The organism is Butyrivibrio sp. XPD2006 (assembly GCF_000420865.1).
In the GTDB taxonomy this organism is placed as follows: Bacteria; Bacillota; Clostridia; order Lachnospirales; family Lachnospiraceae; genus Butyrivibrio.
In genome coordinates, this window is the sequence record NZ_ATVT01000004.1 from 253,497 (window position 1) to 271,039 (window position 17,543).

Consider the following 17,543-nt stretch of genomic DNA (forward strand, 5'->3'; position numbering starts at 1 on the left):
GATTTTTGATGGAAACAATTAAGCTTAGAGAAACAGATGAATTTATAAAACTTGGTCAGGCCCTTAAAAAGGCAGGACTGGAAAGCTCCGGTGTTGATGCCAAGATGGATATACAGTCAGGGCTTGTCAAAGTAAACGGAGAAATAGAAGAAAGAAGAGGCCGTAAGCTTTACGACGGAGACATCTTTGAATTTGACGGCAAACAGGTAAAAGTAGAGAAATGATAATCAAATCATTAGAGCTGGCCGATTTCAGGAACTATGACAATCTGAAAATAGATTTTAGCAGTGGAACAAACATACTGTATGGTGATAATGCCCAGGGTAAGACCAATATCCTGGAGGCTATTTATGTCTCTGCAACAACCAAGTCTCACAAAGGCAGCAAGGACAAGGAAATAATAAACTTTGGAAAAGAAGAGGCACATATCAGAACTATCTTGGAAAAAGATAACGCTGAATATCGCGTAGATATGCATCTTCGCAAGAATAAATCCAAAGGTATAGCAATCGATGGTCAAAAGATAAAAAGAGCTTCTGATCTGATAGGGAGACTCAATGTGGTGTTCTTTTCACCTGAAGATCTCAGCATTATAAAGAATGGTCCGTCAGAAAGGCGCAGATTCATGGACATGGAGCTGTGCCAGTTAGATCATATATATCTAAACAGCCTTTCTAAGTACAACAAGCTTGTAGTCGAAAGAAATAAAGTTCTAAAGGATCTATTCGAAAAACCTGAAAACAGTGTACTTTTGGATGTTCAGGACAAACAGCTTTGTGAGTATGGATCCGTCATTATCAAGGCCAGAGAAAAATTCATCAAAGAGCTTAATGAAATAATAAGCCCTATCCATGAGAAGCTCACAGGAGGAAAAGAACTTCTCTCTGTTTATTATGAGCCAAACGTATCATTTGATGATTTTGAAAAAAAGCTCGCTGCTTCCAGAAAAAAGGATATGTATGCCAAACAGACCACAATAGGTCCGCACAAGGATGATTTTTCATTCATTGTAAAAAAGGCTTCAGATCCCGCAGCTGAGGGAATTGATATCAGAAAATTCGGATCTCAGGGACAACAAAGGACGGCTTCTTTATCGCTGAAGCTGTCAGAGATAGAAATAGTCAAGAAATCCAAAAAGGATAATCCGGTACTTCTTTTGGATGATGTTTTGTCAGAGCTTGACAGCAACAGACAGAACTATCTTTTAAACACTATCGGTGATATTCAGACTATCATCACCTGTACCGGACTGGATGAATTTGTAAATAACAGATTTGAAATAGATAAGTTGTTTAAGGTTACAGAAGGAACAGTAAGCAGCGAAAATTAAGGAGTAAAGAATGAGCAACGAAGAAGTACAGTATGGCGCCGATCAAATCCAAATTTTGGAAGGACTTGAGGCGGTAAGAAAAAGACCCGGTATGTACATCGGTACAACAGCAAGCAGGGGACTTCATCATCTGGTTTATGAGATTGTTGATAACTCAGTTGATGAGGCGCTTGCAGGTTTTTGTGATCATATTGAAGTTACGATCAACGAAGATAATACCATTATCGTCAAGGATAACGGTCGTGGAATCCCTGTTGATGTAAACCACAAGTCAGGTCTTACAGGTGTAGAAGTTGTATTTACAATCCTTCATGCCGGCGGAAAGTTCGGCGGTGGAGGATACAAGGTATCAGGCGGACTTCATGGTGTAGGTGCATCAGTTGTTAATGCTCTTTCCGAGTGGCTTGAGGTTCAGGTTACAAGAGATGGCAAGATTTATCAGCAGCGCTATGAGAGAGGCAAAGTTTGCTATGCCCTCAAGGAAGTTGGCACAGCACCTGAAGGAGTAACAGGTACAAGAGTTTACTTTAAGCCCGATGCTCTTATCTTTAAAGAGACAACTGTTTATGATTACAACATCTTAAAGCAGAGACTTCGTGAGATGGCATTCCTTACCAAGGGACTTCGTATCACTCTTACAGATATGAGAGTAGAAGAGGGAGAAGATCCTGTAACTCAGACCTTCCACTATGAAGGCGGAATAAAAGAGTTTGTTCAGTATCTCAACAAGTCCAAGACATCTCTTTATCCTGAGATCATGTACTTCGAGGGAAATAAGAACAACGTTGCTGTAGAAGTATCTCTTCAGCACAACGATTCCTACACAGAGAGTATTTACACATTCGTTAATAACATTAATACTCCTGAAGGCGGAACACATCTTGAAGGTTTCAAGGCAGCACTTACCAAGACCTTCAATGATTATGCAAGAGCCAACAAAATGCTCAAAGATAACGAGGAGAACCTCTCAGGAGAAGATATCCGTGAGGGACTTACAGCTATCATAAGCGTTAAGATAGAGGATCCTCAGTTTGAGGGACAGACCAAGCAAAAGCTCGGTAATTCAGAGGCGAGAGGAGCTGTTAACAGTGTTGTAGGTGAGCAGCTTACATACTTCCTTGAGCAGAATCCGAGTATTGCCAAGCAGATTCTGGACAAGGCTATTCTTGCTCAGAGAGCAAGAGATGCAGCAAGAAAGGCAAGAGATCTCACAAGACGTAAGTCAGCTCTTGACGGACTCGGACTTCCGGGTAAGCTTGCTGACTGTTCAGACAAAGATCCTAAGAACTGCGAAATCTTCATAGTTGAGGGAGATTCCGCCGGTGGATCTGCCAAGACAGCACGAAGCCGTGCTACACAGGCTATCCTTCCTCTTAGAGGTAAGATCCTCAATGTAGAGAAGGCAAGAGTAGACAGAATCTACGGAAATGCTGAGATCAAGGCTATGATTACAGCTTTTGGTACAGGTATCCATGATGATTTCGATATCAGCAAACTTCGTTACGACAAGATCATCATCATGACCGATGCCGACGTAGACGGAGCTCACATCGCAACACTGATGCTGACGTTCCTCTACAGATTCATGCCACAGCTCATTAAGGAAGGTCATGTTTACCTGGCTCAGCCACCTCTTTACAAACTGGAGAAGAACAAGAAGGTTTGGTATGCATACAGTGATGAGGAGCTTAATAAGATCCTCACAGATGTAGGAAGAGACCAGAATAATAAGATCCAGCGATACAAAGGTCTTGGTGAGATGGATCCCGAACAGCTTTGGGAGACAACCATGGATCCTGAGAGAAGAGTACTTCTCAGAGTCAATATCGATGAAGAATCTGAGTCCGATATTGATGTTACATTCACAACTCTCATGGGTGATAAGGTTGAACCAAGAAGAGAGTTCATCGAAAAGAACGCTAAATTTGTTAAGAATCTGGATATATAAAATTACAAGCTGCAAAGAGATGTACTTGTACATGAATAGAGGTAAAAATGGCTGATAATAACAATAACAACAATGAAATGCCGGAGGATGTTTTTGATAAAACAACCACCGACAGAATAAAAGAGGTCGATCTTCAGAAGACCATGGAAGCGGATTATATCGATTACGCCATGAGTGTTATCGCATCCCGTGCGCTCCCTGATGTAAGAGACGGACTTAAGCCGGTTCAGAGAAGAATTCTCTACTCCATGATAGAGCTCAACAATGGTCCCGATAAGCCACACCGTAAGTGTGCGCGTATCGTCGGTGACACAATGGGTAAATATCACCCACACGGTGACAGCTCAATCTACGGAGCATTGGTTAATATGGCTCAGCCCTGGTCCATGAGATACTGTCTTGTTGACGGACACGGTAACTTCGGTTCTGTGGACGGAGACGGTGCAGCTGCCATGCGATATACAGAGGCTCGTCTTACCAAGATTTCAATGGAGATGACAGCAGATATCGGAAAAGATACTGTTGATTTCACTCCTAACTTTGATGAGACCGAAAAAGAGCCTGCAGTTCTTCCCAGCCGTTATCCCAACCTTCTGGTAAACGGAACAACAGGTATTGCCGTAGGTATGGCTACCAATATCCCGCCTCATAACCTCAGAGAGGTTATAAATGCTGTAGTCAAGATGATTGACAATAAAGTCCTTGAGGACAGGGATACAGAAGTTGATGAGATCCTTGAGATTATCAAGGCTCCTGATTTCCCTACAGGTGGTATCATTCTTGGAACAAGAGGAGCAGAAGAGGCCTACAGAACAGGTAGAGGTAAGGTTATCGTAAGAGCGGTTACTGATATTGAGCCCATGCAGGGTGGCAAGAACAGGATCGTTGTAACCGAGCTTCCATACCTTGTAAATAAAGCTAACATGATCTCCAAGATAGCTGAGCTTGTTAAGCTTAAAAAGCTTGACGGAATCACAGCTCTTAGAGATGAGTCAGACAGAGAAGGTATGCGTGTTGTAATCGAGCTCAGAAATGATGTTAACCCTAACATCATGCTTAATAAGCTCTATAAGCATACACAGATGCAGGATTCCTTCGGAATCATCATGCTGGCTCTTGTAAACAACCAGCCTAAGGTAATGAGTATCACTGAGATGCTTACTCATTACATCAAGCACCAGGAAGAGGTTGTAACCAGAAGAACCAAATACGATCTCAACAAGGCAGAAGAGCGTAACCACATCTTAGAGGGATTGCTCATCGCCCTGGATAATATCGATGAAGTAATAAAGATTATAAGAGGCAGCGAGACAGTAGCTATTGCAAAAGAGCAGTTGATGAGCCGTTTCGGACTCTCAGAAGCTCAAGCACAGGCTATTGTTGATATGAGACTTCGTACTCTCACAGGTTTGGAGAGAGATAAGCTTGAACAGGAGCATGCTGAACTCTTAAAGAGAATTGAGGAGTTGAAGGCTATTCTTGCAGATAAGAAGGTACTTCTTGGAGTAATAAAGACTGAAATCCTTGAGATTTCTGATAAGTATGGTGATGACAGAAAGTCACAGATCGGTCATGACGATTCCGATATCGACATGGAGGATCTTATCCCGAATGTAAATACAGTAATTGCAATGACTGATCTTGGTTATATCAAGAGAATGTCAATTGACAACTTCAAGTCACAGAATCGTGGCGGTAAGGGAATCAAGGGAATCACAACAATTGAAAACGACTTTGTTGAAGATATTCTCATGACTACAACCCACAACTACGTAATGTTCTTTACTAACACAGGAAGGGTTTACAGGCTCAAGGCATATCAGATTCCTGAGGCATCAAGGACATCACGCGGAATGGCAATTGTAAATCTTCTTCAGCTTGCACCCGGAGAGAAGATTTCTGCGATGATTCCAGTGACAGGATTTGAGGATGAGGATAAGTCACTGTTTATGGTAACCAAGAAGGGTACCGTTAAGAAGACACCTATCACTGATTTCTCAAATGTCAGAAAGACAGGACTTGCAGCTATTAACCTTCGCGATGACGATGAGCTCATCGAGGTTAAGACAGTCAAGAAAAAGTCAGAGATATTCCTCGTTACCAAGAATGGTATGTGCATCCATTTTGATGAATCTGACGTTCGTTCAACCGGAAGATCATCAATCGGTGTAAGAGGAATGATGCTGGATGACACGGATGAAATTGTCGGAATGCAGATAGATTCTCAGGGAGATTCACTCCTTATCGTATCTGAAAACGGATATGGAAAGAGGACAACCCTTTCAGAATTCCATTCTCAGTTCAGAGGCGGAAAGGGAGTTAAGTGCTACAAGATTACTGAGAAGACCGGTAGTGTTGTAGGTGTTAAGGCTGTTAACGATGACAATGAGATCATGATGATCACAAATGCCGGAATCATTATTCAGCTCAGAATGAATGATATTTCTGTTCACGGAAGAGTAACCTCAGGTGTTAAGATGATCAACCTTGATAAGGGCGTAACTGTAGCCAAGATTGCCAAGGTTAGAGAAAAGATATCTGACGGCGAGAAGGAAATCGACAATATCGATGATATCGAAGATATTGAAGAACCCAATGAGACATCCAGTGAAGAATAAATGAGGGACTTATGAACATCGGACTGCTTATATCTGAGATAGAGGATAAGGAAGTTAAGAAGATCATAATAGGTGCAAACCAGGCAGCAAAGGACAAGGGTGTAACCCTTGTCATCATGCCCGGCAAGTATCTTATTTCAGATGCCACTGATAAGGATGCAGGTTTTGACTACCAGTATTCTGCGATTTTCGACTATGCTGTTACATCAGATCTGGATGCTCTGATAGTTGATATTGAGAGAATCGGGTCAAAGACAACCATCCTTAAGAAGGAGGCTTTCCTTAAGAAGTTTGAAGGAATTCCGGTGTTTACACTGACAGAGCAGGAGGGATTTAATTCTGTAAATCAGGTTAACACTGAAAAGAACCAGTTTGAACAGCTTGGATATGAAGCAGTATGCGATGCAGAGTTTTATGTTAAAAATCAGGTGCTTCCTCCTACTGAACCTGCTCAGCAGTTTAATTATGTTGAAGCACAGGAGGCAGATGCGCTTAGATCAGTGCTTGGAGTAAGTGATATTTTTCTTCACAGAAAATTTGCTGAAGACAGGATATCAGAAGTATTTTCAAAGATGGCCTTAGCAGAGGGCATAACAACATGCGGAATTCTCCTCTATGACAAGAAGGCGAGAAATACCGTTAAATATCCCTGGAAGAGGCCTGAGGAAATCAGTGTTAAGGCAGCTATTATAGACGGTAAAGATATCATGTTTAAAGAGGGGGAAATGACACTCTCAACAGACAAGATCATCTCAACCTTTGCTAAGAGCAGTGTAAAATCATATATAATCGGAGACCTTTATGTCGGAGAATACCAGCTTGGTATTATGATATCCGAGTTTACGCCCGGAGCACTTATTGATCACTATTTTGATACCATAACAGCTCTTGTTACAGGTTCCAGCAGACTGTCATATCTTGAAAATGAACTCAGGAAGACCACCGAAGAACTCTATGAAGTTCAGGAAGAACTTGCAAGAGATGACTCGGTTCTTGACCATATCGGAGAGAATGATTATCTCACCGGAGGTCTTAACAGAAGAGGCTTCTTTGCAAGGGCCTATGATCTTCTCAAAGAGAAGTTTGTTCCCGGTAAGAGTGCACTGGTTGCTTATATCCACATGGAGTCACTGAAGAATATTAACAGTCTCTACGGACATGAGGAAGGAGACAGGGCAGTTAAAAGAGTTGCCCAGATCCTTGAAGAGGTATTTAATGACGGAGTTTACGGCAGAATAAGAGGCGATGAGTTTGCTGTTATCGTAGTTGCTGATGGAGAGGGTAAGGCAGAGTCTTTAAGGGAAGAGATGTCTGAGCAGAACGCCAAACTTCTCTCTGAGCCAAGCAGATACATAAACCATCTTCAGTATTCTATCTGTGAATTCAGTCATGAAGAGAATCTTTCACTTAGAGAGATGCTCAAGGAAACTGATGAGAACCTTCAAAAAATAAAAGGAAACATGTAAGCTTATGAGCAAAAAGCTTGTATCATGGAATGTGAACGGACTGAGAGCATGCGTTTCAAAAGGATGTTTTCAGGAATTTATGGATAAGGAAAACCCTGATGTGATCTGCCTTCAGGAGACCAAACTTCAGGAGGGACAGATAGAAATCGATCTTCCCGGATATGAGGAGTATTGGAACTATGCAGAGAAGAAGGGTTATTCCGGAACTGCTGTTTTTACAAAAGAAAAACCAATATCGGTAAGTTATGGCATGGGCATAGAAGAACATGACCATGAGGGAAGAGTTATAACGGCTGAATATCCGGACTATTATCTGGTTACGGTCTATGTTCCGAATGCCAAGGAAGATCTTTCAAGACTCGAGTATCGTCAGCGCTGGGAAGATGACTTTTTAAAGTTTATCAAGACCCTGGAAGAAAAAAAGCCTGTTATTTACTGCGGAGATTTGAATGTTGCTCATAAGGAAATAGACTTAAAGAATCCAAAGCCCAACAGAGGACATGCCGGATTTACGGATGAGGAGAGAGCGAAGTTTGATAATGTTGTTTCCTCAGGACTTGTGGACACGTTCAGACATTTTTATCCTGATCTTGAGGGTGCATATTCCTGGTGGTCATACAGATTCCAGGCAAGAGCCAAGAACGCAGGCTGGCGTATAGATTACTTCGTGGTATCCAAGTCTCTTTTACCTGAGATTGAAGATGCCAAAATTTATTCAGATGCTCTGGGCTCAGATCACTGTCCGGTTGGACTTATACTGAAATAAAAATCCTTCCCATTCACCTACGAATGGGAAGGTTTATTTTTACAAAATATGTCACGCAAGAAGCTTGGCTGTAAATGCATCGACTTTGCTCCAATAGTTCACAGGGTCTTTTACAACACTCTCAATGTGTCCTGCGCCGAGGATCATACAGTACTGCTTGGGACAGCTTGCAGCCTCATAAAGTCTTGAACACATATGCGGATCAACAAAAGTATCGTCATCCCCGTGGATGAACAGTGTAGGTGTTGTAGATCTTGCTACAGCTGAAATTGGTTTTACGTCATTGATGTCATATCCGGCTCTCAGCAAAATGTTTAAACGAAGCAGCATTACTGCAATCGGAGTAGGAACATAAGAGCCTTTGAATTTTTTGTAGGCTGATGCAAATTGTTCCGGAAGAGAAGTATAAGAGCTGTCTGCAATAGCACCCTTTACATTTTCCGGGAGATGTTCGCCGCAAGCCATCAGTGTTGTAGCTGCGCCCATGGACATTCCGTGGAGAAATATCCTTGCATCCGGATCTCTCTTAATTACCCAGTAGATCCACTCCATGATATCGAGTCTGTCATCAAGGCCGTAACCGATGTATTTTCCTTCGCTCTTACCAAAACCTCTCAGGTCAGGAAGCAGGCAGTTGAAGCCTTTTTCAAGGTAGTGTTCTGCGTAGATGCCGTTGGATTCATTATTATCCCAGATGCCGTGGATAAGTATGACATAATTGTGGATATCATTTCCTGCCGGGATATAATTTGCGTGAAGACGAAGCTTATCAATACTGTCGATGTATATGTCCTGTCTGTCACTATGATTTCTGATGAAGGATCTTCCGCGTGAAATTGCCGGATCAAAATCTTTGCTGTCGTCGGTGTGCTGACGTGGAACTGTAGCTGTTCTGTATGCATAATCGGAAAAAGCATATACGCCTCCGAAAAGTGCCGTAAATAAAGAAAATTTAAGGAACTTGTTTTTCTTACTCATGTAAAGTCTCCATTCTTCCTAAAAAGATACCTATATATTAACATTTTTTTCTAAGTATTGGCGGCTTTTTCACATTCTTTATAAAGTGTGTTATACTCTTTTCGAGTTTAAACATGGAGAAAACTGATGGGTTTTAATTCCTTTACATTTATACTGCTTTTTTTGCCGGTCCTTCTTACCGGCTGGCATCTTTTAAATAAGGCAGAGCTTTTCAGAATCGCTGATGTATTTCTGATTGGCCTGTCTTTATACTTCTACTATTCCTTTGGGGTATCATTTCTTGTGATACTTCTTGTCAGCATAGCTGTTAACTATCTGCTAAGTGCTGTCATGGAGAAGTCCGAGGCTTTTCGAAAGCCTCTGAAAATTGCCGGGGTGTTGTTTAATCTGGCACTTCTTTTTTATTTTAAATATCTTGGATTTTTCGTGGACAACATAAATGCTCTATTTGATGCGGGTATTACGGCAAAAGAGATACTGATGCCTATAGGTATCAGCTTTTTTACCTTCGGACAGATTTCGTTTATCGTAGACAGGGCAAATGGTGAGGCTCCTCATTATCCGTTTATTGACTATGCGCTTTATACAGTGTATTTTCCTAAGCTCATTCAGGGACCGATTGCATTTCACAAGGAAATGATAGATCAGTTCAGGCAAAAGAGCCTTAGGAGTTTTGATACGGATACCTTTGCCAAAGGAATAATGTCTTTTATCATCGGTCTTGGAAAGAAGGTTATTCTTGCCGATACTCTGGCAAAGTCAGTAAACTACGGATTCCATTATACTTACTACATGGATACCCTGACCATCATTGCAGTAATGCTGGCATATGCTTTTCAGATTTATCTGGATTTCTCAGGTTATTGTGATATGGCGAGCGGAGTAAGCCTGATGCTGGGCTTTAAACTTCCGGTCAACTTTAATTCTCCATACAAGGCAAAGAGCGCAAAAGAGCTGTGGCAGAGATGGCATATGACTCTGTCCAGATTTTTTATAAAGTATGTCTATATTCCTCTTGGAGGAAGCAGAAAGGGCAAACTCAGAACAGTTATAAATGTCCTTATTGTCTTTGTACTCAGCGGACTATGGCACGGAGCAGGATGGACCTATATATGCTGGGGCCTTATGCAGGGGCTTTTGGTTGTGTGGGATGATCTTGGAATTGTTGGTGTTAAGCCGTCTAAGGAAGAAGAGATGAGCTCTAAACCAAGAAGATATCTTCTCAGAGAAAAGCCGTTTTTCATGGTTCCAAGACCTGTGGGCAATGCACTGACCTTTATTATGTTTGTGGTGTCATTGGTATTTTTCAGATCGCAGGATATGACCTATGCAATCCAGATGTTTAAAAGGTTCTTTTTCTGGACTTATCCGGGATTCCTTTACAGAACAGCATCGCAGCTTGAAATTGCAGAAAACTACATTCCCAGACAGCTCTTTTCCCAGCTGGGATTTGCTGCCGGAGAGAATATCGTATATATGGTAACACTCCTTCTTCTCCTTGCAGTAAGCGGATTTATCATGACCAGAAAGAACACTCAGGAAATTGTTGAGGAGACTGATTTTAGCATGAAGACAGTGATGGGACTGGCCATAGTATTTATATGGTCATTCATTTCACTCTCAAATGTCAGCACCTTTATATACTTCCAGTACTAATCCAGAAACGGAAAGCATACATGTCAGATAAAACAAACTCAAAAAATTTCATAAAGAGACTGGTGGTAACAGTGCTTGTGCTTTTGATACTAATCGGGGGTGTTGTGTACATCTTTGATCCCTTTTATCACTATCATAAGCCTTGGCTTGGTATGAAGGCGGTCCTCAATGACAAGGAATATCAGTGTGTGGGAACACTTCGCAACTTCGATTATGATGCACTGATCGTTGGATCTTCCGTTATGGAGAACAATGACAATTCCTGGTTTAGCAGTGCTTATGGGGTTAATGCAATTAAGGCTATCAGATCTTATGGCGCGACAGCCGATCTGTGCTATCTTCTGGATGTGGCCTATGAAGAGCATGACCTGAAGTATGTTTTTTACAACATTGATCCTTCATCACTTTACGGAGAAGCGGAGACAACCTATGAATCAACCGGGTGTCCTATGTATCTCTATGACAGCAATCCGTTTAATGATATTCAGTATCTGTACAACAAGGACGTACTCTTTGAGAAGATACCTTACGAAGTAGCCAATTCCTTCATGGGGGATTATGACGAGAATCTCTCTTATAACTGGGCAAAGTGGAAGAGCTTTAATCAGGACATGGCTCTGGGACTTTACTTCAGATCTCCCGAGGTAAAAGAGATGCTTCCTGAGGATGCTTATCTTGAAAAACTTGAGGCGAACATTAATCTTATCACGGCGCAGGTGGAGGCACATCCTGAGACGGAGTTTATTTTCTTTTATCCGCCTTATTCAATGCTCTGGTGGGATATGAGTTACAGGGGCGGCGAGAGCGACGCTATAATCAGATGCGAAAAAGAGATGACGAAGCGTCTTTTAGTCTATGACAACGTCAGGGTTTTTGGCTTCCAGGGCGAAGAGGAAGTCACAACGAATCTGGATAATTACATGGATACCATTCATTTTTCACCTGAGATCAATAAGCTCATGCTGGATAAGATTGTTGCAGGAGAAGATGAGCTTACTCTTCAGAACTATGAGGAAAAACTTGATGAGCTGAGTGATTTTACAGACAGGGTAGTTAATAAGTACATCGTTCCTTACGAGAAAGATGGGCTTTTGAACTATGAGACAGAGGAAGAATGACTTTTTACATGTGTTAAAAAATGATATACTTATACAGCAAGTAAGCTTAAAAGAGGGAAAATAAGTGAGCGAAAAAGCAACTAAGAAAATTGTACTTACAGGTGGCGGAAGCGCAGGACATGTAACACCTAATATTGCCCTGATACCGGCCCTTAAGAAGGCAGGATTTGAAATATATTACATCGGTTCCTACGAAGGCATTGAGAAAAAGCTGATTGAGGATTACAACATACCTTATTTCGGAATCGCAACAGGTAAACTCAGAAGGTATTTTGATCCCAAGAATTTCTCGGATCCTTTCAGAGTTTTGAAGGGAATGCGCGAAGCAAGGACTCTTCTTAAGAAGATCCAGCCTGACGTTGTCTTTTCAAAGGGCGGATATGTAAGTGTACCCGTAGTAAGAGCAGCAGGCCTTCTTAAGATTCCATACATTGTTCATGAATCCGATATGACACCGGGTCTTGCCAACAGACTCAGTATGTCGGGCGCCAGCAAGATCTGCTGTAACTTCCCTGAGACCATGAGGCTTCTTCCTGCAGATAAAGCGGTTCTTACAGGAACACCCATAAGAGAAGAGCTCGGAATGGGATCAAGAGAGGCAGGAAGAGAGCTGTGCGGATTTACAGATGACAAGCCGGTTCTTATGGTAATAGGTGGAAGTCTTGGAGCCCAGTCTGTTAATGAGACAGTCAGATATGCACTGCCAAGACTCCTTCCCAACTTCAACGTGGTTCATATTTGCGGAAAAGAGAAGATGGACAACCTTAAGCTCACAGTACCGGGATACAAGCAGTTTGAGTACGTCAAGAATGAGCTTAAAGATATATTTGCAATGGCAGACATTGTGGTTTCAAGAGCAGGTGCTAACTCCATCTGCGAGCTACTGGCTCTTAAAAAGCCAAACATCCTGATCCCGCTCTCGACCAAGTCCAGCAGAGGCGATCAGATGCTTAATGCAAGGAGCTTTGAGCAGCAAGGTTTTTCAGTAGTTATTGATAATGATGACCTGGATGAGGATATCCTGGTTGAGACTATAGAAGATCTTTACAATGACAGAGAGAAATATGTTGAGGCTATGAGCAAGAGTAATCTTCACAGTGCCACCAACACCATTGTTCAGATCATCAACGAAGAAATACAGTAAGAAAGAGGAATACCAATGATCTACAAGACAAAAGGAACATGTTCAACCCAGATAGATATAGAGGTTGATGGAGATATTATTAAGTCAGTCAAATTTACCGGCGGCTGTAACGGAAATCTTCAGGGAGTATCAAGACTTGTTGAGGGTATGAAGGCTGAGGATGCCATTTCAAAGCTTCGCGGAATCAAGTGCGGATTTAAGCCTACATCCTGTCCAGACCAGTTATCATACGCAATAGAGCAGGCAATGAATGCATGACAAAAGGTGGCTCACATGACAGAGCGCAGAGACATAAATGGATTAACTGAAAAAGAGTTTTTGGAGCAGTACACAGATACTCTTTATGATAAGCCTTCAGTTACGACGGATATTCTCGTCCTTGGCGTGGACGAGTCTTTCGCCAGGTTGAAGGCTCTTTTGATAAAGAGAGATGAACACCCTTACCTTGGATTCTATGCTCTTCCCGGAGGCTTTATCAAAAAGGACGAGACAGCTTATCAGGCTGCATCCAGGAAGCTCTATGAGGAAGCGGGAGTCAGGGATGTGTACCTTGACCAGATATATACTTTCACAAGGCCCGGGCGTGATCCCAGAACGTGGGTTATGAGTATTGCTTACCTCGCCCTTGTGGGAGATGTGTCAGAAATAAAAACAACGGGCGAATGGTTTGATCTTGAGTTTGATGATGACCGGATACGCCTATATAATGATGAGTCCGGAGCAGAGATTATTTATCCTGTAAGTGTAAAGAAATTTAAGAACGGTCGGATAGGCTATGAGAACCGGGTTGCAATTTCCGGAGAAAGAGGCGAGAAGCTTGCCTTTGATCATGTGGAGATCATTATAGAATCCATAATGAAGCTCAGGACTTTCTTTGAAAATTCGGATATTGCTTTTAACATGGTGGGTGATACCTTCACGCTGCCGGATCTTCAGGCGCTGTATGAACTGGTCCTTGGCAAGAAGCTTTATAAGACCAATTTCAGAGCACTGGTTGCGCCAAAGATCGAGGCAACAGGTGCAAAGATAAAATCCCGTATCAGCAACAAGATGTCTGCAGAATACAGATATATCGGATGATGATAGTGAATGAAAACCTTGGAAAAGAAATTTTCCGGGGTTTTTTTATTTTTTTTGTTGACAAAGTAGTAAATTGCTACTAATATGTAATCAAGAAATAAATAGTAGCAAATAGCTACTAATTAAAATTTCATACAAGACTAAGGAGGAGCTGGTTATGAAGTTTAAGAAATTTAACCCAAACGATTATGTAATGGTTGTAAAAAACGGAAAGATAGTGAAACAGGGACTTGGCCTGTCACTCTTCTACAATGAGCTGACCACAAATATTATGGTGGCACCGTCTACCGCATTTGACGGAGCGTTCGCCTTTGATGATCTGGTTACCAGCGATTACCAGAGAGTGTGTGTACAGGGAGTTACGACATATATGCTCACAGATTATGAGAAGGCAACTCAGATGCTTGATTTTTCTTACAATCGCGGAGCAGCGGTTTATGAGAAGATTGGAAGTACAATGGCGCTTCTTGAAAAGAGGATCAACAACATAATCAAAGCAATTGTGATAAGGGAAGTCAGCAAGAAGGACGTCAGAACGGTTATCAGATGTGCCGATGAGATGGCAAAGGTTATCGTCGATAAGCTTGCAGAGGATGAGGCAGTAACAAAGCTTGGAGTGAGCATCGTAGGAGTGAGCATCCTTGGCATCAATCCAAACACCGAGACCAGAAAGGCTTTGGAGGCAGCAGCCAGAGAGGAAATCTTAAAGGAGCAGGACGATGCCATCTACATGAGGAGAAACGCAGCGATCGAGCAGGAGAGGGTCATCAAAGAAAATGAGATCAACACTGAAATCAAGGTCGCTGAAAAAGAGCGTGAGAAGGAAGAAAAAGAACAGGAGATGCTCAGATATGTACAGCAGTGTCAGCTCGATATGAAGAAAGAGGAGCAGGAAAGAGAGCAGGCAATGAAGCTCATGGCTCTTCAGGCAGAGCTTACAATGAACAATGAGAAGCAGGAGAAAGAACAGGCGATGAGACTCAGAGCTCTGAAAGCCAATCTGGCTCTTGATACAGAGAAGCAGGAAAAGGAACTGGAACTTAGAGAAAAAGCAGCAGCAAAGAAAATGGAGATTGACAATGAAGAGATGCTTGGAAAAATCGAACTGGAGAAGAAAAACAAAGAGTATACAGCTCTGGAAGCCGAGAATGCTAAGATCAAGGCGGACCAGGAGGCCTACGCAGTTGAAGGCATTGTGAGAGCATATAACAACTTAAATGTAGCTCTTGTTGAAGCTTGCGCAATGGCACAGATGGATCCTAAGACCCTCATGGCAAGGGCATTCATGAACATCGGAGAAAACGCTGATAAGATCGGTACATTCAATATGACACCTGATCTTCTTCAGACAATAGCAAACGGAATCGGAGAGAACCTGGTTAAAAAACAGGCATAAGTTTTAGGAGGCGGACATGGCTGATAGGGGAATGAACAAGGTAGTTCTCATTAAGAGACGCACCAGATATGAAGAACTAAAAAGGCGCTACAACACTGTAGAGCAGGCGAGATTTTATATAGAGCATCTGGGCGCTGATTTTTCGGACTACGAGAGAGAGGATAAAGTTTACAACATGGTCCTTGATCAGGTAAGAAGCTGTGTCCGCCATGTAGCAAGGCTCCAGGAGATAGACAGGGAGTACATTCCCAACATGATCTTCGGAGAAAAAGACATCGTTATCGCCGTAGGCCAGGACGGACTTGTGGCAAACGTCATGAAGTACCTGGATGGCCAGCCCCTCATAGGAGTAAACCCCGATCCCGCAAGGTGGGACGGGGTGCTGCTCCCCTTTGAAGCAGGGGACATAGAGAAGATCCTCCCCACAGTTATAGATGGGAAATACAGTGCCAAAGATGTTACAATGGGAAAGGCAGAATCTAAGGATGGACAGGTTCTTTACGCAGTAAATGATTTCTTTGTAGGCGTTGAGAATCATTCGTCTGCAAGATATCACATAAATTACAGAAATCGTATTGAAAATCAGTCATCATCGGGTATCATTATTTCAACGGGTTTTGGAATGACCGGCTGGCATAAATCCGTAATGGCTGAGTTTAAGGGAATGGCAATGGCCTTCGGTCTTGGAACTGTCAGAGAGCCTGTATACGACTGGAGCGACAAGAGCCTTACTTTCCAGGTAAGGGAACCTTACCCCAGCCGCTTCACTCAGGCGGATATCGTATATGGAAAAATTGGAGAGAAGGAAGATCTGATACTCACGTCTGACATGAGTGAAAAGGGAGTTGTCTTTTCCGACGGAATTCTTGATGACGCCATCGAATTCAACGCGGGAATGCAGATAAAGGTCGGGGTTGCAGAGCGCGTGGGAAGGCTGGTTACAGCATGAGTAATATGAATTATGGGAGAATGGTATGAGATCAGTATTTGAAGAACAGGTAGCAGTCGCTCAATGGCTTATGCATCCGAGCGAATTAGGAAAAATGCCAAAAGATGTAAGATTTACTAAGCAGTTCACGACAGCAGACGGCATAGAATGCATGATTTTTAAATTCAAGAAATCGCTTTTATCGCCGTGGCTTTTAGCTATAGCTAGTGATTCAGGGATATTCAGTGAGCAGCAGAAGTATAATCCTGCAACAGAGATTGAAGATGCAACAAAGCTGGTAGAATTTTTAAAACAGTACTGGCAGAACAAGGCTAAAGAACAGACTGACAGAGAAGAAAAAGCAAAAGGAGCAGGCGTGTTTGCTGCGTTTGCGCTTTTGAAGGAAGCGACCTGGAATGCTTTGGAATTTGAAAAAGCATTCCAGGATGAATGGGGAATTACACTTTCCGACAGTGAATCTACTGAGTCGGGAACTAAGGCATACTCCGTGCCGGAGTTAGGCGCCAAGGCTATTCTGGCAATTACACTTGTTGAAGCGTCCGTGCCCGGTGGGGAGGCAGAATACAATGCGCAGTACAATTACTTATGGAAAGATGCTGTACAGGTTGCCAAGTCGCATAAGGCACATTTGATCGTCTCGGTTTTGGGAGCAGATACACCTAAAGGTGGAGGAGCGCTATTTGCTATGGCATTATCCTCAATCTGTCACAATGAGAATACTTTGGGCATTTACTACAACAATGTTGTTGTTCAGCCTAACTATATTTTTGCCGGTGCTGAGTTTCTTAAGATGAAGCAGTTTCCGGTGCTGTCACTGGTCTGGATTGGGATTGTTCAGTCAGAAAATGGTATAAGTGGCTATACTACAGGATTAACTAATCTTGGAAAAGATGAAATAGAAATAGTAAATGTGAGAAAGAGCCCTAATGAGATTCGTGATTTCCTTCAAAACATTGCCTCATATGTAATTGAAGAAGACGTTATTCTTCACGACGGTGAAACCATAGGTGCAGATAATACACAGCGACTAAAAATAGTAAAGAGCGCAGGGGTCAATGTGAAGGGCGAGAGCCTGAAGATCCTGTATCAATAAA

Annotated in this window: 15 protein-coding genes; 14 read left to right on the forward strand and 1 reads right to left on the reverse strand. The window is 42.4% G+C overall.

The features are described 5' to 3' along the window. Positions 1 to 8 precede the first annotated feature (8 nt). The 6 genes from G590_RS0106795 to G590_RS0106820 all read left to right on the forward strand — a co-directional run bounded on the left by G590_RS0106795 (position 9) and on the right by G590_RS0106820 (position 8,128). A complete protein-coding gene (locus tag G590_RS0106795; RefSeq protein ID WP_022764924.1) occupies positions 9 to 224 on the forward strand; it encodes an RNA-binding S4 domain-containing protein in 216 nt (71 codons plus the stop codon). Then, on the forward strand, positions 221 to 1,330 hold the full coding sequence (gene recF / locus G590_RS0106800; RefSeq protein ID WP_022764925.1) for a DNA replication/repair protein RecF: 1,110 nt from the start codon (positions 221 to 223) through the stop codon (positions 1,328 to 1,330). Before G590_RS0106795 ends, recF begins: the two co-directional genes overlap by 4 nt. A 10-nt stretch (positions 1,331 to 1,340) precedes the next feature. Then, positions 1,341 to 3,278 carry a DNA topoisomerase (ATP-hydrolyzing) subunit B gene (gene gyrB, locus G590_RS0106805; protein WP_022764926.1) on the forward strand — a complete coding sequence of 646 codons (1,938 nt, stop codon included), beginning with the start codon at positions 1,341 to 1,343 and terminating at the stop codon, positions 3,276 to 3,278. Positions 3,279 to 3,355: 77 nt separating this feature from the next. Beyond that, complete coding sequence (gene gyrA, locus G590_RS0106810) at positions 3,356 to 5,896, forward strand: DNA gyrase subunit A (protein ID WP_035762770.1); 2,541 nt, start codon at positions 3,356 to 3,358, stop codon at positions 5,894 to 5,896. A gap of 11 nt (positions 5,897 to 5,907) precedes the next feature. Further along, on the forward strand, positions 5,908 to 7,362 hold the full coding sequence (locus tag G590_RS20505) for a GGDEF domain-containing protein (protein ID WP_022764928.1): 1,455 nt from the start codon (positions 5,908 to 5,910) through the stop codon (positions 7,360 to 7,362). 4 nt (positions 7,363 to 7,366) lie between these two features. After that, positions 7,367 to 8,128 (forward strand): exodeoxyribonuclease III, encoded by a 762-nt coding sequence (locus tag G590_RS0106820; protein ID WP_022764929.1) that lies wholly within the window; start codon positions 7,367 to 7,369, stop codon positions 8,126 to 8,128. A 51-nt stretch (positions 8,129 to 8,179) separates the two neighbouring features. On the opposite strand, the gene G590_RS18675 is transcribed toward G590_RS0106820, so the two are convergent. Beyond that, entirely contained in the window at positions 8,180 to 9,106 is a 927-nt protein-coding gene (locus tag G590_RS18675; protein WP_022764930.1) for an alpha/beta hydrolase, read from the reverse strand. Between the two features lie 126 nt (positions 9,107 to 9,232). On the opposite strand from G590_RS18675, the gene G590_RS0106830 reads away from it, so the two are divergent. The 8 genes from G590_RS0106830 to G590_RS0106865 all read left to right on the forward strand — a co-directional run bounded on the left by G590_RS0106830 (position 9,233) and on the right by G590_RS0106865 (position 17,542). After that, entirely contained in the window at positions 9,233 to 10,762 is a 1,530-nt protein-coding gene (locus G590_RS0106830) for an MBOAT family O-acyltransferase (protein WP_022764931.1), read from the forward strand. Positions 10,763 to 10,782: 20 nt separating this feature from the next. Further along, the gene (locus tag G590_RS0106835) at positions 10,783 to 11,880 is read left to right on the forward strand and encodes a hypothetical protein (RefSeq protein ID WP_022764932.1); all 1,098 of its coding nucleotides are present in this window, start codon (positions 10,783 to 10,785) and stop codon (positions 11,878 to 11,880) included. 64 nt (positions 11,881 to 11,944) lie between these two features. Further along, a complete protein-coding gene (locus tag G590_RS0106840) occupies positions 11,945 to 13,024 on the forward strand; it encodes an undecaprenyldiphospho-muramoylpentapeptide beta-N-acetylglucosaminyltransferase (RefSeq protein ID WP_022764933.1) in 1,080 nt (359 codons plus the stop codon). 15 nt (positions 13,025 to 13,039) lie between these two features. Next, positions 13,040 to 13,282, forward strand: a complete 243-nt coding sequence (locus G590_RS0106845) for a TIGR03905 family TSCPD domain-containing protein (RefSeq protein ID WP_022764934.1) — start codon at positions 13,040 to 13,042, stop codon at positions 13,280 to 13,282. Positions 13,283 to 13,297: 15 nt separating this feature from the next. After that, entirely contained in the window at positions 13,298 to 14,104 is an 807-nt protein-coding gene (locus tag G590_RS18680) for an NUDIX domain-containing protein (RefSeq protein WP_022764935.1), read from the forward strand. Between the two features lie 157 nt (positions 14,105 to 14,261). Beyond that, complete coding sequence (locus G590_RS18685; RefSeq protein WP_022764936.1) at positions 14,262 to 15,500, forward strand: SPFH domain-containing protein; 1,239 nt, start codon at positions 14,262 to 14,264, stop codon at positions 15,498 to 15,500. 16 nt (positions 15,501 to 15,516) lie between these two features. Then, positions 15,517 to 16,449 carry a sugar kinase gene (locus G590_RS0106860; protein ID WP_022764937.1) on the forward strand — a complete coding sequence of 311 codons (933 nt, stop codon included), beginning with the start codon at positions 15,517 to 15,519 and terminating at the stop codon, positions 16,447 to 16,449. A gap of 25 nt (positions 16,450 to 16,474) precedes the next feature. Next, positions 16,475 to 17,542 carry a DUF4261 domain-containing protein gene (locus G590_RS0106865; RefSeq protein WP_022764938.1) on the forward strand — a complete coding sequence of 356 codons (1,068 nt, stop codon included), beginning with the start codon at positions 16,475 to 16,477 and terminating at the stop codon, positions 17,540 to 17,542. Position 17,543 lies beyond the last annotated feature (1 nt).